The organism is Azospirillum sp. A1-3, from assembly GCF_023806445.1.
Taxonomy (GTDB): domain Bacteria; phylum Pseudomonadota; class Alphaproteobacteria; order Azospirillales; family Azospirillaceae; genus Azospirillum.
In genome coordinates this window covers 92,641-111,282 of sequence record NZ_JAMSLU010000001.1, presented here as the reverse complement: position 1 = coordinate 111,282, position 18,642 = coordinate 92,641, and the positions used below count along the sequence as shown (strand labels likewise).

Here is an 18,642-nt window from a genome sequence, read left to right as displayed (position 1 = left end):
ACGCCTTTGGCGCGGGTCCCCTCCCTCTCCCGAGGCGGGAGAGGGCGTTTCGCCTCCCCCTCACTGCAGGCTGCGCTGCATCTCCTCGAAGGTGCGGGAGAAGCCGTTCAGCGGAAAGTCGATGTCGCGCTTGCCGCTGCGGGGGGAGTTGACGCGGACCAGGATGGACGAGCCGTTGCGGAACTGGTCGGCGACGCGGCCGGACACGAAGTTCGGGAACATGCACATGTTCAGCGTCGCCACATGCGATTCGATGCGCGGCTGGCGGTCGACGCGGATGGCGCAGCGGTCGATCAGGCCCTGGCTGGTGGTCAGGAACAGGTGGTAGTCGTTGCCGGTCGGGATGATGCTGAGCGCGATGAAGCCGACATCCTTCCCGTCGTCGAACAGGCGGTAGATCATCAGCCGGCAGGTCTTGCTGTCGGTCATCCGGTCGATGTCGCACTGGTTGGTCCAGGCGCCCTCGGGCCCGAAATCGGCGGCCGCCTTGGAGAAGTCCACGGCGGCGGCCGGCTTGGCGGAGAAAAGTCCCCCGGCAAGCGTCAGAGCCAGCAGTGCCGCAGCCGCAGCCGCCCTGAAGCCACCCATCAGACCCTTTGCTCGCATCGCCCCGGCTCCCCGCCATCGTTGGTGTTAATACGGAATGCGCCATGATAACCGGGGACGGCGGGGGTGCAAGGCACGAGATGCCGCGCGGAGCAGACCATGAGGACCGGCCCCGCGCAGCATCCGGCGGTCAGATGCGCCCTTCCTCGAAGTCGCGGAAGGCCTGCATCACCTCCTCCCGCGTGTTCATGACGAAGGGACCGCCCCAGGCGATCGGTTCGCCGATCGGTTCGCCGGCCAGCAGCAGGAAGCGCGCGCCCTCCGGCCCGGCCACCGCCTCCACCCGCTCGCCGTCGCCCAGCACGATCACCCGCGGCCCCGACAAAGCTCCCTCCCCGCCCACATCCAGCGTGCCTTCGAACAGCACTAGGAAGGCGGTATGTCCGGCCGGCAGCGGCTCGGCGAAGGACACCGACGGCGGCAGCATCACGTCGAAATAGCGGGCCTCGGTCGCCTCCGCCCGCACCGGCCCGGCCGTGCCGCGGGCGGTGTCGCCGGCGATCACGGTGACGGTCGCCCCGTCCTCGCGCTTCTCCACCGGGATGGAGGCGGCCGGGAACTCCTGATAGCGCGGGTCGGTCATCTTCAGCCGGGCCGGCAGGTTGATCCACAGCTGGAAGCCGCGCATCAGCCCTTCGGTCTGCTCCGGCATCTCCGAATGGATCAGGCCACGGCCGGCGGTCATCCACTGCACGCCGCCGGTCTCGATCACGCCCTCATGCCCGTGGTTGTCGGCATGGCGCATGCGGCCGGCCAGCATGTAGGTCACCGTCTCGAACCCGCGGTGGGGATGGTCGGGGAAGCCCGCCAGATAGTCCGTCGGCTGGTCCGACCCGAACAGGTCGAGCATCAGGAAGGGATCGAGCGTGCGCAGGCGCGGCGTGCCCAGCATGCGGGTCATGCTGACCCCGGCCCCGTCGGAGGTGGCCATGCCCTCCACGGCGGCGAGCACCGGGCGGACACCGGGGGTGGCGGGCTTGGTGGACATGGCGGCAACTCCTGGCAAAACACAATGACGTTGCACCAGAGGTAGTCCGCCCCGGCCCCGCCGTGAAGCCGGCCCGCCCGCGCCACAGCGTTTCCACCCGTGCAACAATCGAAACGAAAAAGGCCGCCGGAGAACCGGCGGCCTTTTCGGAGAGACCCGTGGGAAAGGGATTTGTCTTAGTGGATGCTCTCGCCATGCAGGGCGAGGTCGAGACCGTCGCGCTCCACATCCTCTTCGACGCGCAGGCCCATCACCACATCGACGACCTTCAGCAGGACGAAGGTGGCGACGGCGCACCAGACCATGGTGTAGAGCACGCCCTGGACCTGGATCCACACGGCGGCGGCGTTGCCTTCCAGCAGGCCCAGCGTGGCGTTGGGGTCGGCCTGCAGGACGGAGGCGAAGCCGCCTTCGCTGTTGGACACCGACATCTTGGCGAACACGCCGGTCAGGATGGCGCCGATCAGGCCGCCGACACCGTGCACGCCGAAGGCGTCCAGGCTGTCGTCATAGCCCAGCATGTGCTTCAGGCTGGTGGCCGACCAGAAGCAGACCACGCCGGCGACGATGCCGATGATGATGGCGCCCGTCGGGTCGACGAAGCCGGCGGCCGGGGTCACGGCGACCAGACCGGCGACGGCGCCGGAGATGATGCCGAGGATCGACGGCTTGCCCTTGACGATCCACTCCGCGAACAGCCAGCCCATGGCGGCACCGGCGGTGGCGATGTGCGTGGCGGCCAGCGCCATGCCGGCGCGCGGACCGGCGGTCAGCGCCGAACCGGCGTTGAAGCCGAACCAGCCAACCCACAGCAGCGAGGCGCCGATCAGCGACAGCACCAGGTTGTGCGGCATGAAGGCTTCCTTCGGGTAGCCCTTGCGCTTGCCGATCACCAGCGCGGCGACCAGACCGGCCACACCCGCGTTGATGTGCACGACCGTGCCGCCGGCGAAGTCCAGCACGCCCAGGCCGAACAGGAAGCCCGACGGATACCAGACCCAGTGGGCGATCGGCGCATAGACCACGATCGACCACAGGGCGGTGAAGACCAGCAGCGAGGAGAACTTCATGCGGTCGGCGAAGGCGCCGGTGATCAGGGCCGGGGTGATGATCGCGAAGGTCATCTGGAACATCATGAAGACCGGCTCGGGGATCGTCGTCGCGACACCCGACCCCGTCGCCTCGCCCAGCACGAAAGCCTTCGAGAAGTCGAGCCCGTTCAGGAACAGCCGGTCGAGACCGCCGACATAGGCGCCGGTGCCGGTGAAGGCCAAGCTGTAGCCGATCACGTACCACAGGACGCTGATCAGGCAGGTGATGGCGAAGCTCTGCATCACCGTCGACAGCACGTTCATCTTGCGGACCATGCCGCCGTAGAACAGCGCCAGGCCGGGGATGGTCATCATCAGCACCAGCGCGGTGGAGATCAGCATCCAGGCGGTGTCGCCGCCATTCAGCGCCGGAGCCGCCGGCGCGGCAGCAGCGGCGGCCGCGGCCGCATCTTGGGCAAGGGCTGCGGCCGGCATGCCGACCGTGCCCAGAGCAACCGCCATCATCGGTGCGGCCAGAAGGAACAGACGGTTCATCGAGGCTCCTCTTTCTCCAAAATCGCTCCCGCCCCGATACGGCCGGCGCGGCACCGGAGGTGTTCCGCGCGCTGGGCACCGCACTGGGGCGACCCCGTCCCGGTCGCCCCGTCCCCGGCAAAGACGGGGCGGCGGACGGGACCAAGGACGCCTCCAGCGTTACAAGAAGCGTGCCAGTCGAAAACGGCTTGGAATCGTCAGGGTTGTCCCGGGACCGGACCCCCGAACGGGCAGCCCCGGACGAGTCGCACCCGGTGTCTGCACAGAAAACAGGCAGGTTCCGGAGCCCTCATTCTGCTGCAATTTTCGGGCTTTCGACCGATTGGCAGGGCCGGACGCCTCGATTTGACCCGGCATTCTGGCTGCCATTCCGGCAGATGATGAAAATTTAGGCAGACATGGGCCCGCGCGGCGGTCACTGGCGCAGGATCGGGCGCCCCCTACCCCGTCCATCCAGTCCTTTCGGCTTGCCCCGCATTCTCCACCGCTTTCCTCCTAGGACCGCGGGTTGAAGATCCGGCGGGTAAGCCGAGGCAAACCCGACGCCGGGCCTCTTGGACATGGCGGCGAGATGTGGCACCGTCAACGCCTCCAATTGGATTGGCCGCTCGCCCGCGGCCGCAAGAATAAGGCAAAGGGGGTAACGGCCATGCTCGACAAACGCGATCTGCGCCTCGCACCGCGACGTGCGGTGGCGCTGGTGCTGGCCGGGGGACGCGGAAGCCGTCTGAAGCAACTGACCGACCGTCGGGCCAAGCCGGCGACCTATTTCGGCGGCAAGTACCGCATCATCGACTTCGCGCTGTCCAACTGCGTCAATTCCGGCTTCCGCCGCATCGGCGTGCTGACGCAGTACAAGTCGCACAGCCTTCTGCGCCATCTCCAGCGCGGCTGGAACGTCTTCCGCGGCGAGATGAACGAGTTCTGCGACCTGCTGCCGGCCCAGCAGCGCGTCAGCGAGACGGAGTGGTACCAGGGCACCGCCGACGCCGTGTACCAGAACCTGGACATCCTGCGCGACCACGAGCCGGAATATGTCCTGATCCTGGCTGGCGACCACATCTACAAGATGGATTACGGCGCACTGCTGCTCGACCACATCGACCGGCAGGCCGACGTCACCGTTCCCTGCATCGCCGTTCCGCGCGAACAGGCGAGCGGCTTCGGCGTGATGCACATCGACAACGACCGCCGCATCATCGACTTCGTCGAAAAGCCGGCCGATCCGCCGCCGATGCCCGGCCGCCCCGATCTGGCGCTGGCCAGCATGGGCATCTACGTCTTCAACGCCCAGTTCCTCTACGACCAGCTGGAGCGCGACGTCGCCACCCCCGGCTCCAGCCGCGACTTCGGCAAGGACATCATCCCGCATCTGGTGAAGACCGGGGCGCGGATCATCGCCCACGACTATGCCGACAGCGCCATCATCGACGCGCCCGACGACGCCCCCTACTGGCGCGACGTCGGCACCATCGACGCCTATTGGGAAGCCAACCTCGACCTCTGCCACGTCACGCCGCAGCTGAACCTGTACAACCGCGACTGGCCGATCTTCACCTATCAGGAACAGCTTCCGCCGGCGAAGTTCGTCTTCGACGACGAGAACCGCCGCGGCATGGCGGTGGACAGCCTGGTGTCCGGCGGCTGCATCATTTCCGGCTCCACCGTGCGGCGGTCGCTTTTGTTCAGCTCGGTCCGCGTCAACTCCTACAGCGAGCTGCACGAGGCGGTGGTCCTGCCGGAATGCGACATCGGCCGCCATTGCCGTCTGAAGAAGGTGGTGATCGACCGCGGCGTCAGCATCCCCAACGGCCTCGTCGTCGGCGAGGATGCGGAGCTGGACGCCAAGCGCTTCCACCGCAGCGAGGGCGGCGTCGTCCTCATCACCCGCGAGATGATCGAGAAGCTGCCGAAGGAATAAGGCGGCATTTCGCCGCCGCCTTCCGCGCCGATGCGGCCCGGTTCCCCACCGGCCCCGCATCGGCGCTATAAGCTGACTTGCGCCCTCCCGCCTTCCCCGCCTTTCATCCGAGTGCCTTCCCGATGCGCGTCCTCTACGTCACGTCCGAATGCTACCCGATGGTCAAGACGGGGGGGCTGGCGGACGTGTCCGCCGCCCTGCCGCCGGCCCTGAACGCCGCCGGCGCCGATGTCCGCCTGCTGCTGCCGGGATATCCCGCCGTTCTCAACAGCCTGCAGAACCTGCACGAGGTCGGCGATCTCATCACCGACCTGCCCGGCTGCGACCGCGCCCAGCTGTGCATCGGCCGCACCGCCGACGGGGTCCTCGCCTATGCGCTGAACGCGCCGTCGCTGTATGACCGTCCCGGCAACCCCTATCTCGGGCCGGACGGCAAGGATTGGGCCGACAACGCCCTGCGCTTCGCCGCGCTCGCCTGGGTCGCCGCCGGCTTCGCGGCGGAGGACTCCTACGATCCCTGGTGGCGGCCCGACATCCTGCATGGCCACGACTGGCAGGCCGGGCTGATCCCCGCCTATCTGGCCCTGCGCCCCGACCGCTTCGCCGGCCCCTTCCGGCCGGGCACCGTGCTGACCATCCACAACATCGCCTATCAGGGCATCTTCGGCCCCTGGATGATGGGCGACATCGGCCTGCCCTCCTCCAGCTTCCGCATCGACGGCGTCGAGTATTACGGCAACATCAGTTTCCTGAAGGCGGGTTGCTTCTACGCCGACCGCCTGACCACGGTCAGCCCGACCTACGCCAACGAAATCCAGACGGCGGAGCACGGCACCGGCCTGCAGGGCCTGCTCGCCACCCGGTCCGACGTGCTGACCGGCATCCTGAACGGCGTCGATTACGCGGTGTGGGACCCGGCGACCGATCCGCATCTGCCCGCCCGCTACACCCCCGACGACCTCGGCGGCAAGGACGCCTGCAAGGCCGACCTGCAATCCGCCTTCGGCCTGGACCGCCGCCCCGACGCGCCCTTGGCCGCCGTGGTCAGCCGCCTGACCTGGCACAAGGGCCTCGACCTCGTGCTGGAGGCTGCCAGCCAATGGGTGTCCTGGGGCGGCCAGCTGGTGGTTCTCGGCAGCGGCGACGCCGACAGCGAAGCCGGCTTCCGCCACCTCGCCCAATGGCATCCGCAATCGGTCGGCGTCCGCGTCGGCTATGACGAGCCGCTGTCCCACCGCATCCAGGCCGGTTCCGACCTGTTCCTGGTCCCGTCCCGCTCGGAGCCCTGCGGCCTGACCCAGCTCTACGCCCTGAAATACGGCACCCTGCCGCTTGTCCGCCGCACCGGCGGCCTCGCCGACACGGTGATCGACGCCAACCCGGCAGCCAGCGCCGACGGCAGCGCCACCGGTTTCCAGTTCGTCAACGCGACGGGGCAGGAACTGGTGTGGGCGTTGCGCCGGGCTCTAACCGTCTACCGCAAGCCGGAGCGCTGGCATGCGATGCAACGTCGCGCCATGACTCGGGACTTCGGCTGGCACGGCCCGGCGGAGGAGTACATGGAGCTGTATCGGGGGATTGGGGGGCGTTAGGAGGCGGACGCCTCCGGCGACGGTGGCGGCAGGGAGGCGAGGAATTTTCGGACGGTGTCGGGCCGTCTTGGGACGCGCAGTTGGGTGAAGAGCGAGAGAGACTGCTCGGCCAACTTACGAGCGTCCTCATGCTGCCCTATACTCGGGGAGTGTCAGGAATTCCGTGCTTGGCGGAGCGTGTTGAGTATCAGGCGTTCATCGCCTTCGCGAAGCGCTCTCCGAAGATGACGGCCATCTGAGCCTTTGCGGCCGTCCACTCCCGTGGCGGCATCTTCCAGTCTTTCTCGGCGCGGTTCAAGACGAGAAACAGGAGCTTCAGCGCGGCCTCGTCATTGGGGAAATGCCCCCGGGCCCGCACCGCCCGGCGCAGCTTCGAGTTGAGCGCCTCAATAGAATTCGTTGTGTAAAGGATGCGTCGGACCTCGCGGGGAAAGGCAAAGAAGGGGATGACCTCCTGCCACGCCCGCCGCCACGCCTTGCCGATGGCCGCATACTTTTCGCCCCAGGGGCCGTCCTCGAAGGCGCTCAGGGCCACCTCGGCGGCCTTGTCGTCGACGGCATCGTAGACCGTCTTCAGTGCGGCGGCGATGGCCTTGCGGTCCTTCCAGGACGCGAACTCCATGCTATGGCGTAACAGATGAACGATGCAGGTCTGGACAATCGTCTCGGGATAGGCGGCGGCGATCGCCTCGGGAAAGCCCTTCAGCCCGTCGACCACTGCCAGCAGGATGTCCTCCACGCCGCGGTTCTTCAGTTCGTTCAGCACGCGCAGCCAGAACTTGGCGCCTTCGTTCTGCTCAATCCACAGCCCCAGCACCTCCTTGCCGCCGTCGGCGCGCACACCAATGGCAACATGGATGGCCTTGTTGCGCACCAAGCCTTCGTCGCGGATCTTGACCCGGATGGCATCAAGGAACACCAGAGGATAGATCGCCTCCAGGGGCCGGTTCTGCCAGGTCGTCACCTCCTCGATCACCGCGTCCGTTACCGTGGAGATCAGGTCGGCCGACACCTCGATGCCGTAGAGTTCCCGCAGGTGTCCGGTGATTTCCCGCGTCGACATGCCCCGCGCGTACATCGACACGATCTTCTCGTCGAAGCCGGGGAAGCGGCGCTGGTATTTGCCGATCAGCGCCGGATCGAACGTCCCGGTCCGATCGCGCGGGATGGACAGGCCCATCGAGCCACCCTCGGTCAGCACCGTCTTGTGGCCGTAACCGTTGCGGCGGTTGCCGCTCTCGTCACCGGCCAGGTGATGATCCAGCTCCGCCTTCAGGGCTCGCTCCGTCAGCGCCTTTTTCAGCTGGTCGAGCAAGCCGTTCTGATCGAAGGCCGTCTTGGCGTCAGCTCCAGCCAGCAGCTGGTCGAGGATCGCGTCCGGGATAACAGGCTCTTTGCGTCGGGCCATGGCGGGTCTCCTTCCATGTCAGGATAACCCCGCCAAGCACGGAATTCCTGACACTCCCCTATACTCGCAATCACCTGCGCCAAGTCGAAGCCAACTGCCGCAATTCCGTCCACTCGGCCGGTTTGCTTCAGAGTGCGGTATGCAAATATCAGATCGTCAAAGGCCGCTCTAAACTCACCCTCCCCAATCTGGGGCTTGCTTAAACGCAGCATCGCCCTGGACCACCGGCAATTCGCCTGACCATTCAAATCTCCCAGCTTTTCATAGATCGTAAGCTGCTCCTCGTGCAGGACCAGTGCCTCGTCCATAATGCCACGGTCGGTCTTCAGGCGCGCGATGTCGCCCAACGTGACTGCTCGCGACCGCACTTCGCCAAGATCCCCGAAGATCGCAAGCTGCTCCTCGTGCAGGGCCAGCGCCTCGTCCACAAAGCCACGCCCGGCCTTCAGACGCGCGATGTAGCCCAGCGTGATCGCTCGCGCCTGCACATCGCCAAGTTCCTCATAGATTGCCAATTCTTCCTCATGCAGGGCCAGCGCCTCGTCCACAAAGCCACGCCCGGCCTTCAGGCGCGCGATGTCGCCCAACGTGACTGCTCGCGCCTGCACATCGCCAAGTTCCTCATAGATTGCCAATTCTTCCTCGTGCAGGGCCAGCGCCTCGTCCACAAAGCCGCGGTCGGCCTTCAGACGCGCGATGTCGCCAAGCGTGACCGCTCGCGACCGCACCTCACCAAGATCACCGAAGATCGCAAGCCTCTCCTCGTGCAGGGCCAGCGCCTCGTCCACAAAGCCACGGTTGGCCTTCAGACGCGCGATGTCGCCAAGCGTGACTGCTCGCTCCCGCACCTCGCCAAGATCACCGAAGATCGCAAGCCTCTCCTCGTGCAGGGCCAGCGCCTCGTCCACAAAGCCACGCCCGGCCTTCAGATGCGCGATGTCGCCCAGCGTGATCGCTCGCGACCGCACATCGTCAAGATCACCGAAGATCGCAAGCTGCTCCTCGTGCAGGGCCAGCGCCTCATCCACAAGGCCACGCCCGGCCTTCAGACGCGCGATGTCGCCGAGCGTAATCGCTCGCGACCGCACATCGTCAAGATCACCGAAGATCGCAAGCTGCTCCTCGTGCAGGGCCAGCGCCTCATCCACAAGGCCACGCCCGGCCTTCAGACGCGCGATGTAGCCCAGCGTGATCGCTCGCGGCCGCACGTCGCCAAGGTTCTGGTAAAGCTCCAAGGTTTCATCGAAAATTTTCAACGCCTGTTCCGGCTTGCCGTCCTGAACCAGCAGACGCGCATATCCTGTGCGAATACTCCCCACATCCTTGGGATCGGCATCGGGAGCAGCAGCCAGCATGTCCACCGCTTGACCCAGGCATTTCCGGGCGAACCCGACATCGCCTGTCAGTGCTGCGGCTTCCGCCGCATGGCGCAGCAATTGAAGCGGCGATGAAAAACCGGAACTCTCGATCATGGGGACCGCCAAGCGGCCCAGATCGGCTGCCCGCCGGTATCTGTGCGTCCGAAGCAGATGATACACAGCGTCAAGCGCTGTCACCCGCAGCACCATCGCGTCAGCGGCGCAAACCGCCAATTCCGCCAGCATCACATCGGCCCCAAAGGGCCGCTTTCGGCCATCCTCCTCCCCCCATTCGACGAACAGCGCCGGCAGCAGCGCCCGTGCGAAGTCCGTCGCCTCGGCCTCGCTAAAAGCCTCCAGCGCCGCGATGCGGGGGGCCAGCAGGTGGCAGGGGGCGGCGGCAGGCCGGTCCTGCTCCACCACATCGCGGAACAGGTCGAAAACCGACAGCGACAGCAGCCGGTCAAGCGCCTTATCCGACATCCCGATGTGACGGGCCAGGGCGGACAAGGCGGGCAGCGGCAACGGCAGTTCGAAAGTATCGGCGACGCGCAGCAGCCGCTGCCCCTCCGCATCGACGCAATCCCACAGCGTATCCAGCATCAGGTGGTCGAGCTGCGCCGCACTCTTCGCATCGTCCGGCCGTTCGATGCCCATCAGCCAGCCGTCGAGGGCGGCCACCGCCCGTTCCGCCTTGTCCGGCGCGCTCAGCGCCAGCGTGATCAGCAGGTCCTGAAGTCCGGGGTTGCCTCGTCCCGCCTCCAGGCACCTTTCCAGCAAATCGTCGCCGACCTCCCCCGCCTTATGGTCGCGTAGCCGGGTCAGCGCCTGTTTCAGGCGGGGACCGGGGCCGAAGGGATGCAGCGGAATATCGTCCAACGCCTCTTTCAGCCGCTCCGCCAGGGCAAAACGATAGCGACAGGTCACCAGCAGTGCGCTGTCGCCGGACGAATCGGCGAAGGCGCGCAGCAGCGCCTCGAACACCGGCAGCACGTCAACCTTCACCGTCGGCCGTCCAGTGGCGGACAGATCCAGGCATTGTTCGAAATCGTCCAGCACCAGCAGGACCGGTCGATCCCGCAATGAGTCGTCCAGCACGCGACGCATGGCGGTATAGATCTGGTCCGGCCGGCCGCGCAAAGCTGCCGGGTCTAAAGCCAACCTCTCGTCGAAACCGGGACGGGCGACGACCAGCGCCGAAAGAACCGAATCGATGTCGCAGGCACCATAGACCACCGCCGGCTCATGTTCCGTCATCCGGTCGGCGATACGGGCGGCAAGGCTTGATTTTCCCAGATGCCCGGCGCCATGCAGCAACAGCCCGGCGCAGCCTGCCGGCCGGTCGCGCACGACACGAAGGGCGCGCTGCAACTCCCGCCGCCGGCCGACGAAGCCGGTGCGTCCGACCACCGGCACCTGCCGATTGCCGCCAAGGAACCGGCTTTCCACCTGCTTGAACTCGCGCTGCCGCCGCCTTGCCTTCGGCCGGCACAGCGCCCCGCCGCCATCCCCACGCAGGAACAGGCGGGCGAGATGCCAATGGGGTAGGTACTCCTGCCCGTCCGGCGGCGCCAGCAGGGCGCGGCGAGCGGCGGCAACCGCCGATTCCAGCGTTTCGCCACGAGCAATCCGGTTGTAGAGCGCCGATGCGAAGGCGCTGGCGTTGCTATCATAAACCGATCCGGCCCAGCCAATAGCCGCCGGCTGTCCGGCCGCCATCATCGGCAGGATGAAGGGGTCGACCCCGCCGCCCTGTGCCGCGGTTTCACAGGCCGACAGGAATAGCAGTCGCGGACGGCGGTCATAGCCCAGCGCATCGAGAAGCCCCGTCGGCGCGACCTCTGCGCAGTGGCCTAACTCGTCCTCCAGCGCCAGCATCGGCGGGCTGCCGTCCCGGCCGGCGAGGCCGTGGCAGGACAGGTGCAGCACCTCGACAGGCCATTCCAGGCTCAGGCGCTCGCACAGATCGTCCAGCGTTCCGCCATCCTCGACCACCAGATCCAGCGGCAGGCGTCCGGCACTGTTCAGGATCGCCGCCTCCTCCGCCTCCACCCAAAGCTCACTTTCTCCCTCCGGCGATGCCGACAGGAAGAGGATGGTCAAGGCGTGATCGTCGGCGGGCGGACGAGGAGCCTGTGCAACCCCGACGCGGCGGATCGGACAGAAGCCAAGTGTCGGGTCGGCGACCAGGAAACCTTTGGCGGTCGCTAGGATTTCCCAGGGCAGGGAGAGAAAGTCGGACGCGCCGTCCTGCTCCGGCTCCTCGGCGACGAACTCGATTTCCAGCGGTCTCGCTGCACCGGGGCGCAGCAGGCTGGACAGCCAGCGCTCCGGCCCATCCAACCAGTCGGCGATCTCCCGCCCCAGCGCCAGCAACTCGGCCTCGCCATGGTCCTGCGCCGCGTCCTTTTCCAGAATATCCAAATAACGGGTCAGCCAGTCGCCGATCCGCTGCCGGTCCCCGGCGGCCAAAGACCGTGGCGCCGTGCGGCGCCCGTTCGCCTCTTCATGGACGATAGTATCGGAATGGTGGAGGAAACGAACGCGCATCGCCGGACCTTTATCTTCTTTCCGTGTCCCCTACTGTCCCATTTCTACCATTTGGAGATCAAGATGGGCATATCGCCACGTCCGGCCTATAGTTCCCGGAGGGCGGCCGCCCACCACCCGAAGCGCCCCACGTCGCAGGATGGAACAGTGAACACACCCGCGAAAACCGTTCCAAACTGTTCCAAACGTTCCATCCGCCGCCCGCCAGCGGGGCGAACCGCACCGGATGGAACACTGAACACTCCCCATAAAAACGTTCCACCCTGTTCCAAACGCCCCACCGCCCGGCCCGCTACGCTCCCCCGCCCACCACACCATCATTGCGCCCATCCCCCGTCCGCCCTATGTTCCCGGCAAACTCTCGCTTGTTTGGGCCCCGATGACTGACCTTTCGCACATCCGCAATTTCTCGATCATCGCCCACATCGACCATGGCAAGTCGACCCTTGCCGACCGGTTGATCCAGCAGTGCGGCGGCCTCGACGCGCGCGAGATGCGCGAACAGGTGCTCGACAGCATGGACATCGAGCGCGAGCGCGGCATCACCATCAAGGCCCAGACCGTCCGCCTGCTCTACAAGGCCGAGGACGGCAAGCAGTACACGCTGAACCTGATGGACACCCCCGGCCACGTCGACTTCGCCTATGAGGTCAGCCGGTCCTTGGCTGCCTGCGAGGGCTCGATCCTCGTGGTCGACGCCTCCCAGGGTGTCGAGGCGCAGACGCTCGCCAACGTCTATCAGGCGATCGACAACAACCACGAGATCATCCCGGTCCTCAACAAGATCGACCTGCCCGCCGCCGAGCCGGAGCGGATCAAGCAGCAGATCGAGGACGTGATCGGCCTCGACGCCTCCGACGCGGTGGAGATCTCGGCCAAGTCCGGCCTCAACATCGGCGCGGTGCTGGAGGCGGTGGTCAAGCGCCTGCCGCCGCCCAAGGGCGATGCCGACGCGCCGCTGAAGGCGCTGCTGGTCGACAGCTGGTACGACCCCTATCTCGGCGTCGTCATTCTGGTGCGCGTGGTCGACGGCGTGCTGAAGGTCGGGCAGAAGGTGCGCTTCATGGCCGCCGGCTCCGCCCACGACGTCGACCGCGTCGGCGTCTTCACCCCGAAGGCGCTGCTGACCGGAGAGCTGCGGCCAGGCGAAATGGGCTTTATCACCGCCGCGATCAAGGACATCACCCAGACCAAGGTCGGCGACACCATCACCGACGAGCGCAAACCGGCGACCGAGGCTCTGGCCGGCTTCAAGCCGTCCATTCCGGTGGTGTGGTGCGGCCTGTTCCCGGTCGACGCCGCCGATTTCGAGCGGCTGCGCGACAGCCTGGGCAAGCTGAAGCTGAACGACGCCAGCTTCCATTACGAGGCGGAGACGTCGGCGGCGCTGGGCTTCGGCTTCCGCTGCGGCTTCCTCGGCCTCCTGCATCTGGAGATCATCCAGGAGCGGCTGGAGCGCGAGTTCAACCTCGACCTCATCACCACCGCGCCGTCGGTGGTCTACAAGCTGACGATGACGGACGGGACGGTGCGGGACCTGCACAACCCGGCCGACATGCCCGATGTGATGCGGATCGACCACATCGACGAGCCGTGGATCAAGGCGACAATCATGTTGCCCGACGAGTATCTCGGCGGCGTCCTGCAGCTTTGCACCGAGCGGCGCGGCCAGCAGATCGAGCTGACCTATGCCGGCGCCCGCGCCATGCTGGTCTACCGCCTGCCGCTGAACGAGGTGGTGTTCGACTTCTACGACCGGCTGAAGTCGATCAGCCGCGGCTATGCCAGCTTCGACTACCAGATGGACAGCTATGAGGAAGGCGACCTCGTGAAGCTGTCGATCCTGGTGAATGCCGAGCCGGTGGACGCCCTGTCGATGATCGTCCACCGCAGCCAGTCCGAACGCCGCGGCCGCCAGCTGTGCGAACGCCTGAAGGAGCTGATCCCGCGCCAGCTGTTCAAGATCGCCGTGCAGGCGGCCATCGGTGGCAAGATCATCGCCCGCGAGAGCATCAGCGCCATGCGCAAGGACGTGACCGCCAAGTGCTACGGCGGCGACATCAGCCGCAAGCGCAAGCTGCTGGACAAGCAGAAGGAAGGCAAGAAGCGCATGCGCCAGTTCGGCCAGGTTGAAATCCCGCAGAGCGCCTTCATCGCGGCGCTCAAGATGGGCGACGAGTAAGGATACGGAAAGGCGGGCTTCGGCCCGCCTTTCCGTTTACCGGATGCGCGGCCTCGGAGCGAGGCGTTGACGGACTTGGCTATACACCTCGGTCACGCCGGGCATCGACAGGGTGACGGCCAGTCCATAGGGAACCGGATCGTCAATCGGCATTCCCTGGTCGAGTTCCCGCTGGACGACCAAGCGGATGGTCATGTTTTCGGTAACGGCTGGAGCGCGGCTGCCCTCCCAACGGCGCGATAGAACCGTACCCCGCCGCACTTGGTTGTGGTCGGGTTGGCCCGGCGCCGGTTTCATTGCCAATGTCGCCAGATGGTCAGGATCAAGGAGGTTCAACCGCACCGACCGATAGCTACGTCGGCCCGGCTGAACCGGAGTGAACCATGCCAGGGTTGCCCACATGCCATGCGGACGGGCTTGGCCGCCGATGCAGGTTGGAATGGGGATCTCCACGACCGCGGACTGTTCACTGGGCAACATCCCGACTGCCCAAAAAGTGGCGCGATCGGCTGCACAAGCAACCGCATCATCGGCATCCAGAACGCCATAACCAAGGAAGCGGCGAATGTTGTCCTTCTGCCGCACATGCTGTTTGGGATCGCTCGGCCCCAACGTTTCCCGAATAAGCAGCGCAGTGTTATCCGGCCAACGGGCGGGATGCACCATCAATGCCTTGAGCAGCACAGCGCGCCGATGCCGCGGCAATGTCATGAACGATTCGCCGTAAGCATCCTCCAAAGCATCATGGATGCGGTGACACGTTCGGGAGGCGAGCGCCGTTGCTGCGCTGGTCCCATTGGTGTAGCGCTCGGTGTTTTCATTGCCATCGACTGGCGGCGCAGCAACCTTCAGCCCGAACGCTCTCGAAACGCCTGCTGGGGCAACGGACACATTCCCGCCACTTGCCCGAATTCGCAGATGTTCACGCGATCCCGGCATCAGAAAATCAGGCTTGATCGACCGGGCAAAGCCTGGACCGACCCGGCTGGACGGATTGGACATCCGATGTTCGGGGTAGGGCTCGACGTTGATCCCGACCGTACGCCGCTCATGCGCGGGAACCGCATCGACATTTGCAGATCCAACCGTTAGCCCGTTGAGGGTTTCAGCGGGCGAAATCAAACGCCGCTCGGCAATGATCTCATTCAATGCGGACAACACGCCACGGGCGCGCATGGTCCCATCTGCGCGTTCAAAATCCATGGAACTCGCGAAGGCCCCTACAGGGAACGCATCCCCAGCGTTCCCCGCACTTACCAGAAACAGCACGCCGAATCGCCATGCCAACCGGTCCAAAAGGCGACCCCATGGCGACATCTGACCGTGGAATGGGCGTTTTCTGTTCCCCAAGGACATGTTCACGATAAGAACGCTTGGCGCCATAGCTTCGGGGCCATGGAGTGCATACAGCGCCCGATACATCACATCGATGATCAGGCGGTCCCGGGGCAACCCCTCGTCCCTTCCGTCCCACCCCATCACAGGAAGGGCCAGGATACGGCGTGGTAGCGGAACTTCCAGGCAGTTCCGATCACCATGCACGATCAGCGACGCCATGGCGGTGCCGTGAACACGGTTGGCAACCGGTGTATCCGGCTCCAATTCGAACAGATCAAGCACCTCCAAACGGTCGGCGAGCAGAGGATGGCGAGCGATGGGTACGCCGTCGAGCAGCGCAAGAATCGGTGGCTTTTCCGGTGCCGGACCTGGACGCAGCGGTTCGGTCACCGGATCGGCGATCTCGATGGACGGCGCCAAACTCTGCGGCCGGATGTGCCACACGGCATCAAGGCCGAGGATCGATTCCCCTGACCGTTCAACAATGGACCGGACAGCCGCAACCGGAAGGGACACCAGCAGGGCATGATATGCAATGTCTTCAACATAAGCACGATGGACGACTCGGCCGCCATCGGCGAGGATGGAATCCGAAACAGCGGCTTCATAGCTGCTGGCGCGCTCGGGCTTTTTTGAGAACACCAGTTCGACTTCCAACAGGATCAGATCATCATCTGAACGTTCTTCAATCTCTTCCTCAAGGAACGTCTGCTCCTCTTCGCTTAAGCGGTCGTCTGGCCCCCACGTCCGCAAATCTCGCAACAGATCGAACACTTTAGCCCAAGGTTTTGAGGCATCCAGACGACCTGCGCTCCATCGCTTCCACAAGGACAGGATTTGATCCATCGCCTGCGCATCGGGAACCAGCAGATAAGCGACCGGAGCCTTATCTCCTTCATCGCCTTCGAGTTCCTCCTCATCGATAAAGTCCAGACCGACGACCTCATTGACCGCTTTGGCGAACTCTTGGATCGAGCCCCGAACCTCGAACACCAGCAACCGCTCCGGTGCCAGAGCGGTTGGATCGGACCTCAGTTCCAACGTGCCCGGACGGGCCATGACCTCCGCCAAACGCGCAAACTTCGGCCCAAGCTTTCGAAGCTGGTCGGCGCGCGGAAATGCCTCAGGAGGCGGTAGAAACCTCTTTGGACCTTTTTGGCGGTCGCCGTTTGCTTTGGGCGTCAGGCGCAGAAGTGGTTTGGTCGGATCGCTCGGCATCGCTCTCGGTCGGCTTGATACGCGACGCCCAAAGGTCAGATTCCACCCTCACGGCGTCATCGATCTGAATTTCCCCTAAACCGAGTATATAGCGCCGCCTGACGTTTTGACAGTATTCACGCGCTTCGGCGTAGCTGATCTTTCCAAGTATACGAACGATGCCTTTTGCACCCACCTTCGGCTTCTCAGGCCACTGACTGATCAACCGCTCCACATAAGCTGCCAACATGCTCGGGTCTGGTTCAGGAAATCCAAGCCTCAGTTGGAATCGCCGCCACACGGCCCGATCCAGCAGTTCCGCATGGTTGGTTGCAGCCACGACGATGACATAGCTCGGCAGTTGGTCCAGTTGCATCAGCAGGAAGGAGACAACGCGCTTGATCTCACCGGTTTCGTGGGTATCTCCGCGTTCTTTGCCGATGGCGTCGAACTCATCGAAAAACAGCACGCAAGGCTGGGTACGGATGTAATCGAAAAGCTTGCGCAGCCGGGTGTTGGTTTCCCCCAGATAGCTGCCGATCAACGAGTCGTAACGCACCACAAAGAAGGGCATTCCCAGCGACTCGGCAATCGCTTCGGCGAATGAGGTCTTGCCATTTCCAGGCGGGCCAGAGAGGAGAACCCGGTGCCGGGGTTCCAGACCATGGGCACGGAGAACACCAGCGCGGAAATGTTCTTCGATCAGTTGGTCCGCATTGCGGCGAACGGGAAGAGGAAGGATCAGATCATCGAGCCGGATTGTCGGCGTGACCTCAAGAATGGCATCCCGCCCTCCACTCGTCGGCATGGACGACGACGTCAAAGGCGGTGGTGTGACGGCAACCGTGCTCAGCGCGCGTTGAAGACGGTCAGCCAAAATATGATGGCTTTTGGCGCGCTCGTCGGCAACGATCGCCTCGACCGTCGACTTCAGTGTTTCCCGCTCACCGGCTATGCCGGCGCGGACAAGGGATACAAGCAGGTCACTTCGAGCCATTGAGACACGCCACGCAAAGAACGATAAGTTGGGATACTCGCCGAGAGCCACTTTAGCAGGAATGAGATAGGGCGTCTCTCTAACCGCACCATCGGGCGCTGCGGGTGTAGCTCTTCGGAAGGCCGGTCAAACGAAAGCCGGTGAATTCAACACAAGCAGACGCAACAAACCCGCCGCTGACGTGTCATCTCCTGCGAAGAGGGTATCGCTTGCAGCGGCCCCTCTGAATTCGGTTCAATTCCGGGAGGATGACATGCGCAAGTTTCTCGCCGCCGCGGTTCCGGCCCTGATGCTGATGGCCGCCGCCGCGCCGGGCCATGCCCAGACCAGCGGGTCGGCAAGGTCCAATGCGGTCGCCAACGGCACGATGGACAGCGGTGCCCGCGACGTCCAGGCCAGCCGCGCCATGATCGGCAAGCGGGTGGTCCATCGCCATGGCGGGCCGGTCGCCGGCACCGTCCAGAATGTCACCACCGACGCCCAGGGCCAGACGATGGTCGAGCTGAAGCTCGCCAAGTCCGGCCAGACCGTCATGCTTCCCCCGGCCTCCTTCGAACGGCGGGGCAAGCAGATCATCGTCATGCAGGACGCCAGCGAACTGCAGCAACTCGCCCAATACAGCAACCAGGCCAACACCGGCTACGGCAGTTCGACGGGCGGGACCATGGGCGGCCAGATGGGCGGCTCCACCGGCGGCATGGGGTCCGGCGCCATGAACCGTGGGGCGATGGACAGCGATTCGATGAACCGGGGCTCCATGGGCTCCGGCGCCATGAACCGCGGGTCGATGAACCAAGGCTCCATGAATCAGGGCACCATGGGCAACGGCACGATGAACCGCGGCACCATGTCGCCGAACCAGCCCGGCATGGGCCAGTAAGCCGCTGCCGGAGGCGGACGGCCCAAGCAGCCCCCGCCT

Annotated in this window: 11 protein-coding genes; 4 read left to right on the top strand and 7 right to left on the bottom strand. The window is 65.1% G+C overall.

Annotated elements, in window-relative coordinates; genetic code table 11:
• Positions 1 to 60: 60 nt before the first annotated feature.
• The 3 genes from M5E06_RS00465 to M5E06_RS00455 form a co-directional block, all read right to left on the bottom strand.
• On the bottom strand, positions 61 to 606 hold the full coding sequence (locus tag M5E06_RS00465; protein WP_252136770.1) for an invasion associated locus B family protein: 546 nt from the start codon (positions 604 to 606) through the stop codon (positions 61 to 63).
• 130 nt (positions 607 to 736) lie between these two features.
• On the bottom strand, positions 737 to 1,594 hold the full coding sequence (locus M5E06_RS00460; RefSeq protein ID WP_252136769.1) for a pirin family protein: 858 nt from the start codon (positions 1,592 to 1,594) through the stop codon (positions 737 to 739).
• 176 nt (positions 1,595 to 1,770) lie between these two features.
• A complete protein-coding gene (locus M5E06_RS00455) occupies positions 1,771 to 3,180 on the bottom strand; it encodes an ammonium transporter (protein ID WP_109073690.1) in 1,410 nt (469 codons plus the stop codon).
• A gap of 649 nt (positions 3,181 to 3,829) precedes the next feature.
• Here M5E06_RS00455 and glgC point away from each other — a divergent pair.
• Positions 3,830 to 5,101, top strand: coding sequence for a glucose-1-phosphate adenylyltransferase (glgC, locus tag M5E06_RS00450; RefSeq protein ID WP_109073689.1), 1,272 nt, complete (start codon positions 3,830 to 3,832; stop codon positions 5,099 to 5,101).
• A gap of 122 nt (positions 5,102 to 5,223) precedes the next feature.
• Complete coding sequence (gene glgA / locus M5E06_RS00445) at positions 5,224 to 6,693, top strand: glycogen synthase GlgA (protein ID WP_252136768.1); 1,470 nt, start codon at positions 5,224 to 5,226, stop codon at positions 6,691 to 6,693.
• Between the two features lie 187 nt (positions 6,694 to 6,880).
• Here the strand turns inward: glgA and M5E06_RS00440 are convergent, their stop codons facing one another.
• Together M5E06_RS00440 and M5E06_RS00435 are read right to left on the bottom strand one after the other, a co-directional pair.
• Complete coding sequence (locus M5E06_RS00440; RefSeq protein ID WP_252136767.1) at positions 6,881 to 8,101, bottom strand: IS256 family transposase; 1,221 nt, start codon at positions 8,099 to 8,101, stop codon at positions 6,881 to 6,883.
• Positions 7,993 to 12,009, bottom strand: coding sequence for a tetratricopeptide repeat protein (locus M5E06_RS00435; protein WP_252136766.1), 4,017 nt, complete (start codon positions 12,007 to 12,009; stop codon positions 7,993 to 7,995). The genes M5E06_RS00440 and M5E06_RS00435 overlap by 109 nt, the downstream gene beginning before the upstream one ends.
• 379 nt (positions 12,010 to 12,388) lie before the next feature.
• Here M5E06_RS00435 and lepA point away from each other — a divergent pair, with 379 nt between their 5' ends.
• Positions 12,389 to 14,191 (top strand): translation elongation factor 4, encoded by a 1,803-nt coding sequence (lepA, locus tag M5E06_RS00430; protein WP_109150951.1) that lies wholly within the window; start codon positions 12,389 to 12,391, stop codon positions 14,189 to 14,191.
• 36 nt (positions 14,192 to 14,227) lie between these two features.
• Here the strand turns inward: lepA and M5E06_RS00425 are convergent, their stop codons facing one another.
• Together M5E06_RS00425 and M5E06_RS00420 are read right to left on the bottom strand one after the other, a co-directional pair.
• Positions 14,228 to 16,747, bottom strand: coding sequence for a S8 family peptidase (locus M5E06_RS00425; protein WP_252136765.1), 2,520 nt, complete (start codon positions 16,745 to 16,747; stop codon positions 14,228 to 14,230).
• Positions 16,653 to 17,723: an AAA family ATPase gene (locus M5E06_RS00420; RefSeq protein ID WP_252136764.1), complete on the bottom strand. Its 1,071-nt coding sequence runs from the start codon at positions 17,721 to 17,723 to the stop codon at positions 16,653 to 16,655. The genes M5E06_RS00425 and M5E06_RS00420 overlap by 95 nt, the downstream gene beginning before the upstream one ends.
• 253 nt (positions 17,724 to 17,976) lie before the next feature.
• Here M5E06_RS00420 and M5E06_RS00415 point away from each other — a divergent pair, with 253 nt between their 5' ends.
• A complete protein-coding gene (locus tag M5E06_RS00415; RefSeq protein WP_252136763.1) occupies positions 17,977 to 18,603 on the top strand; it encodes a hypothetical protein in 627 nt (208 codons plus the stop codon).
• Positions 18,604 to 18,642: the final 39 nt, after the last annotated feature.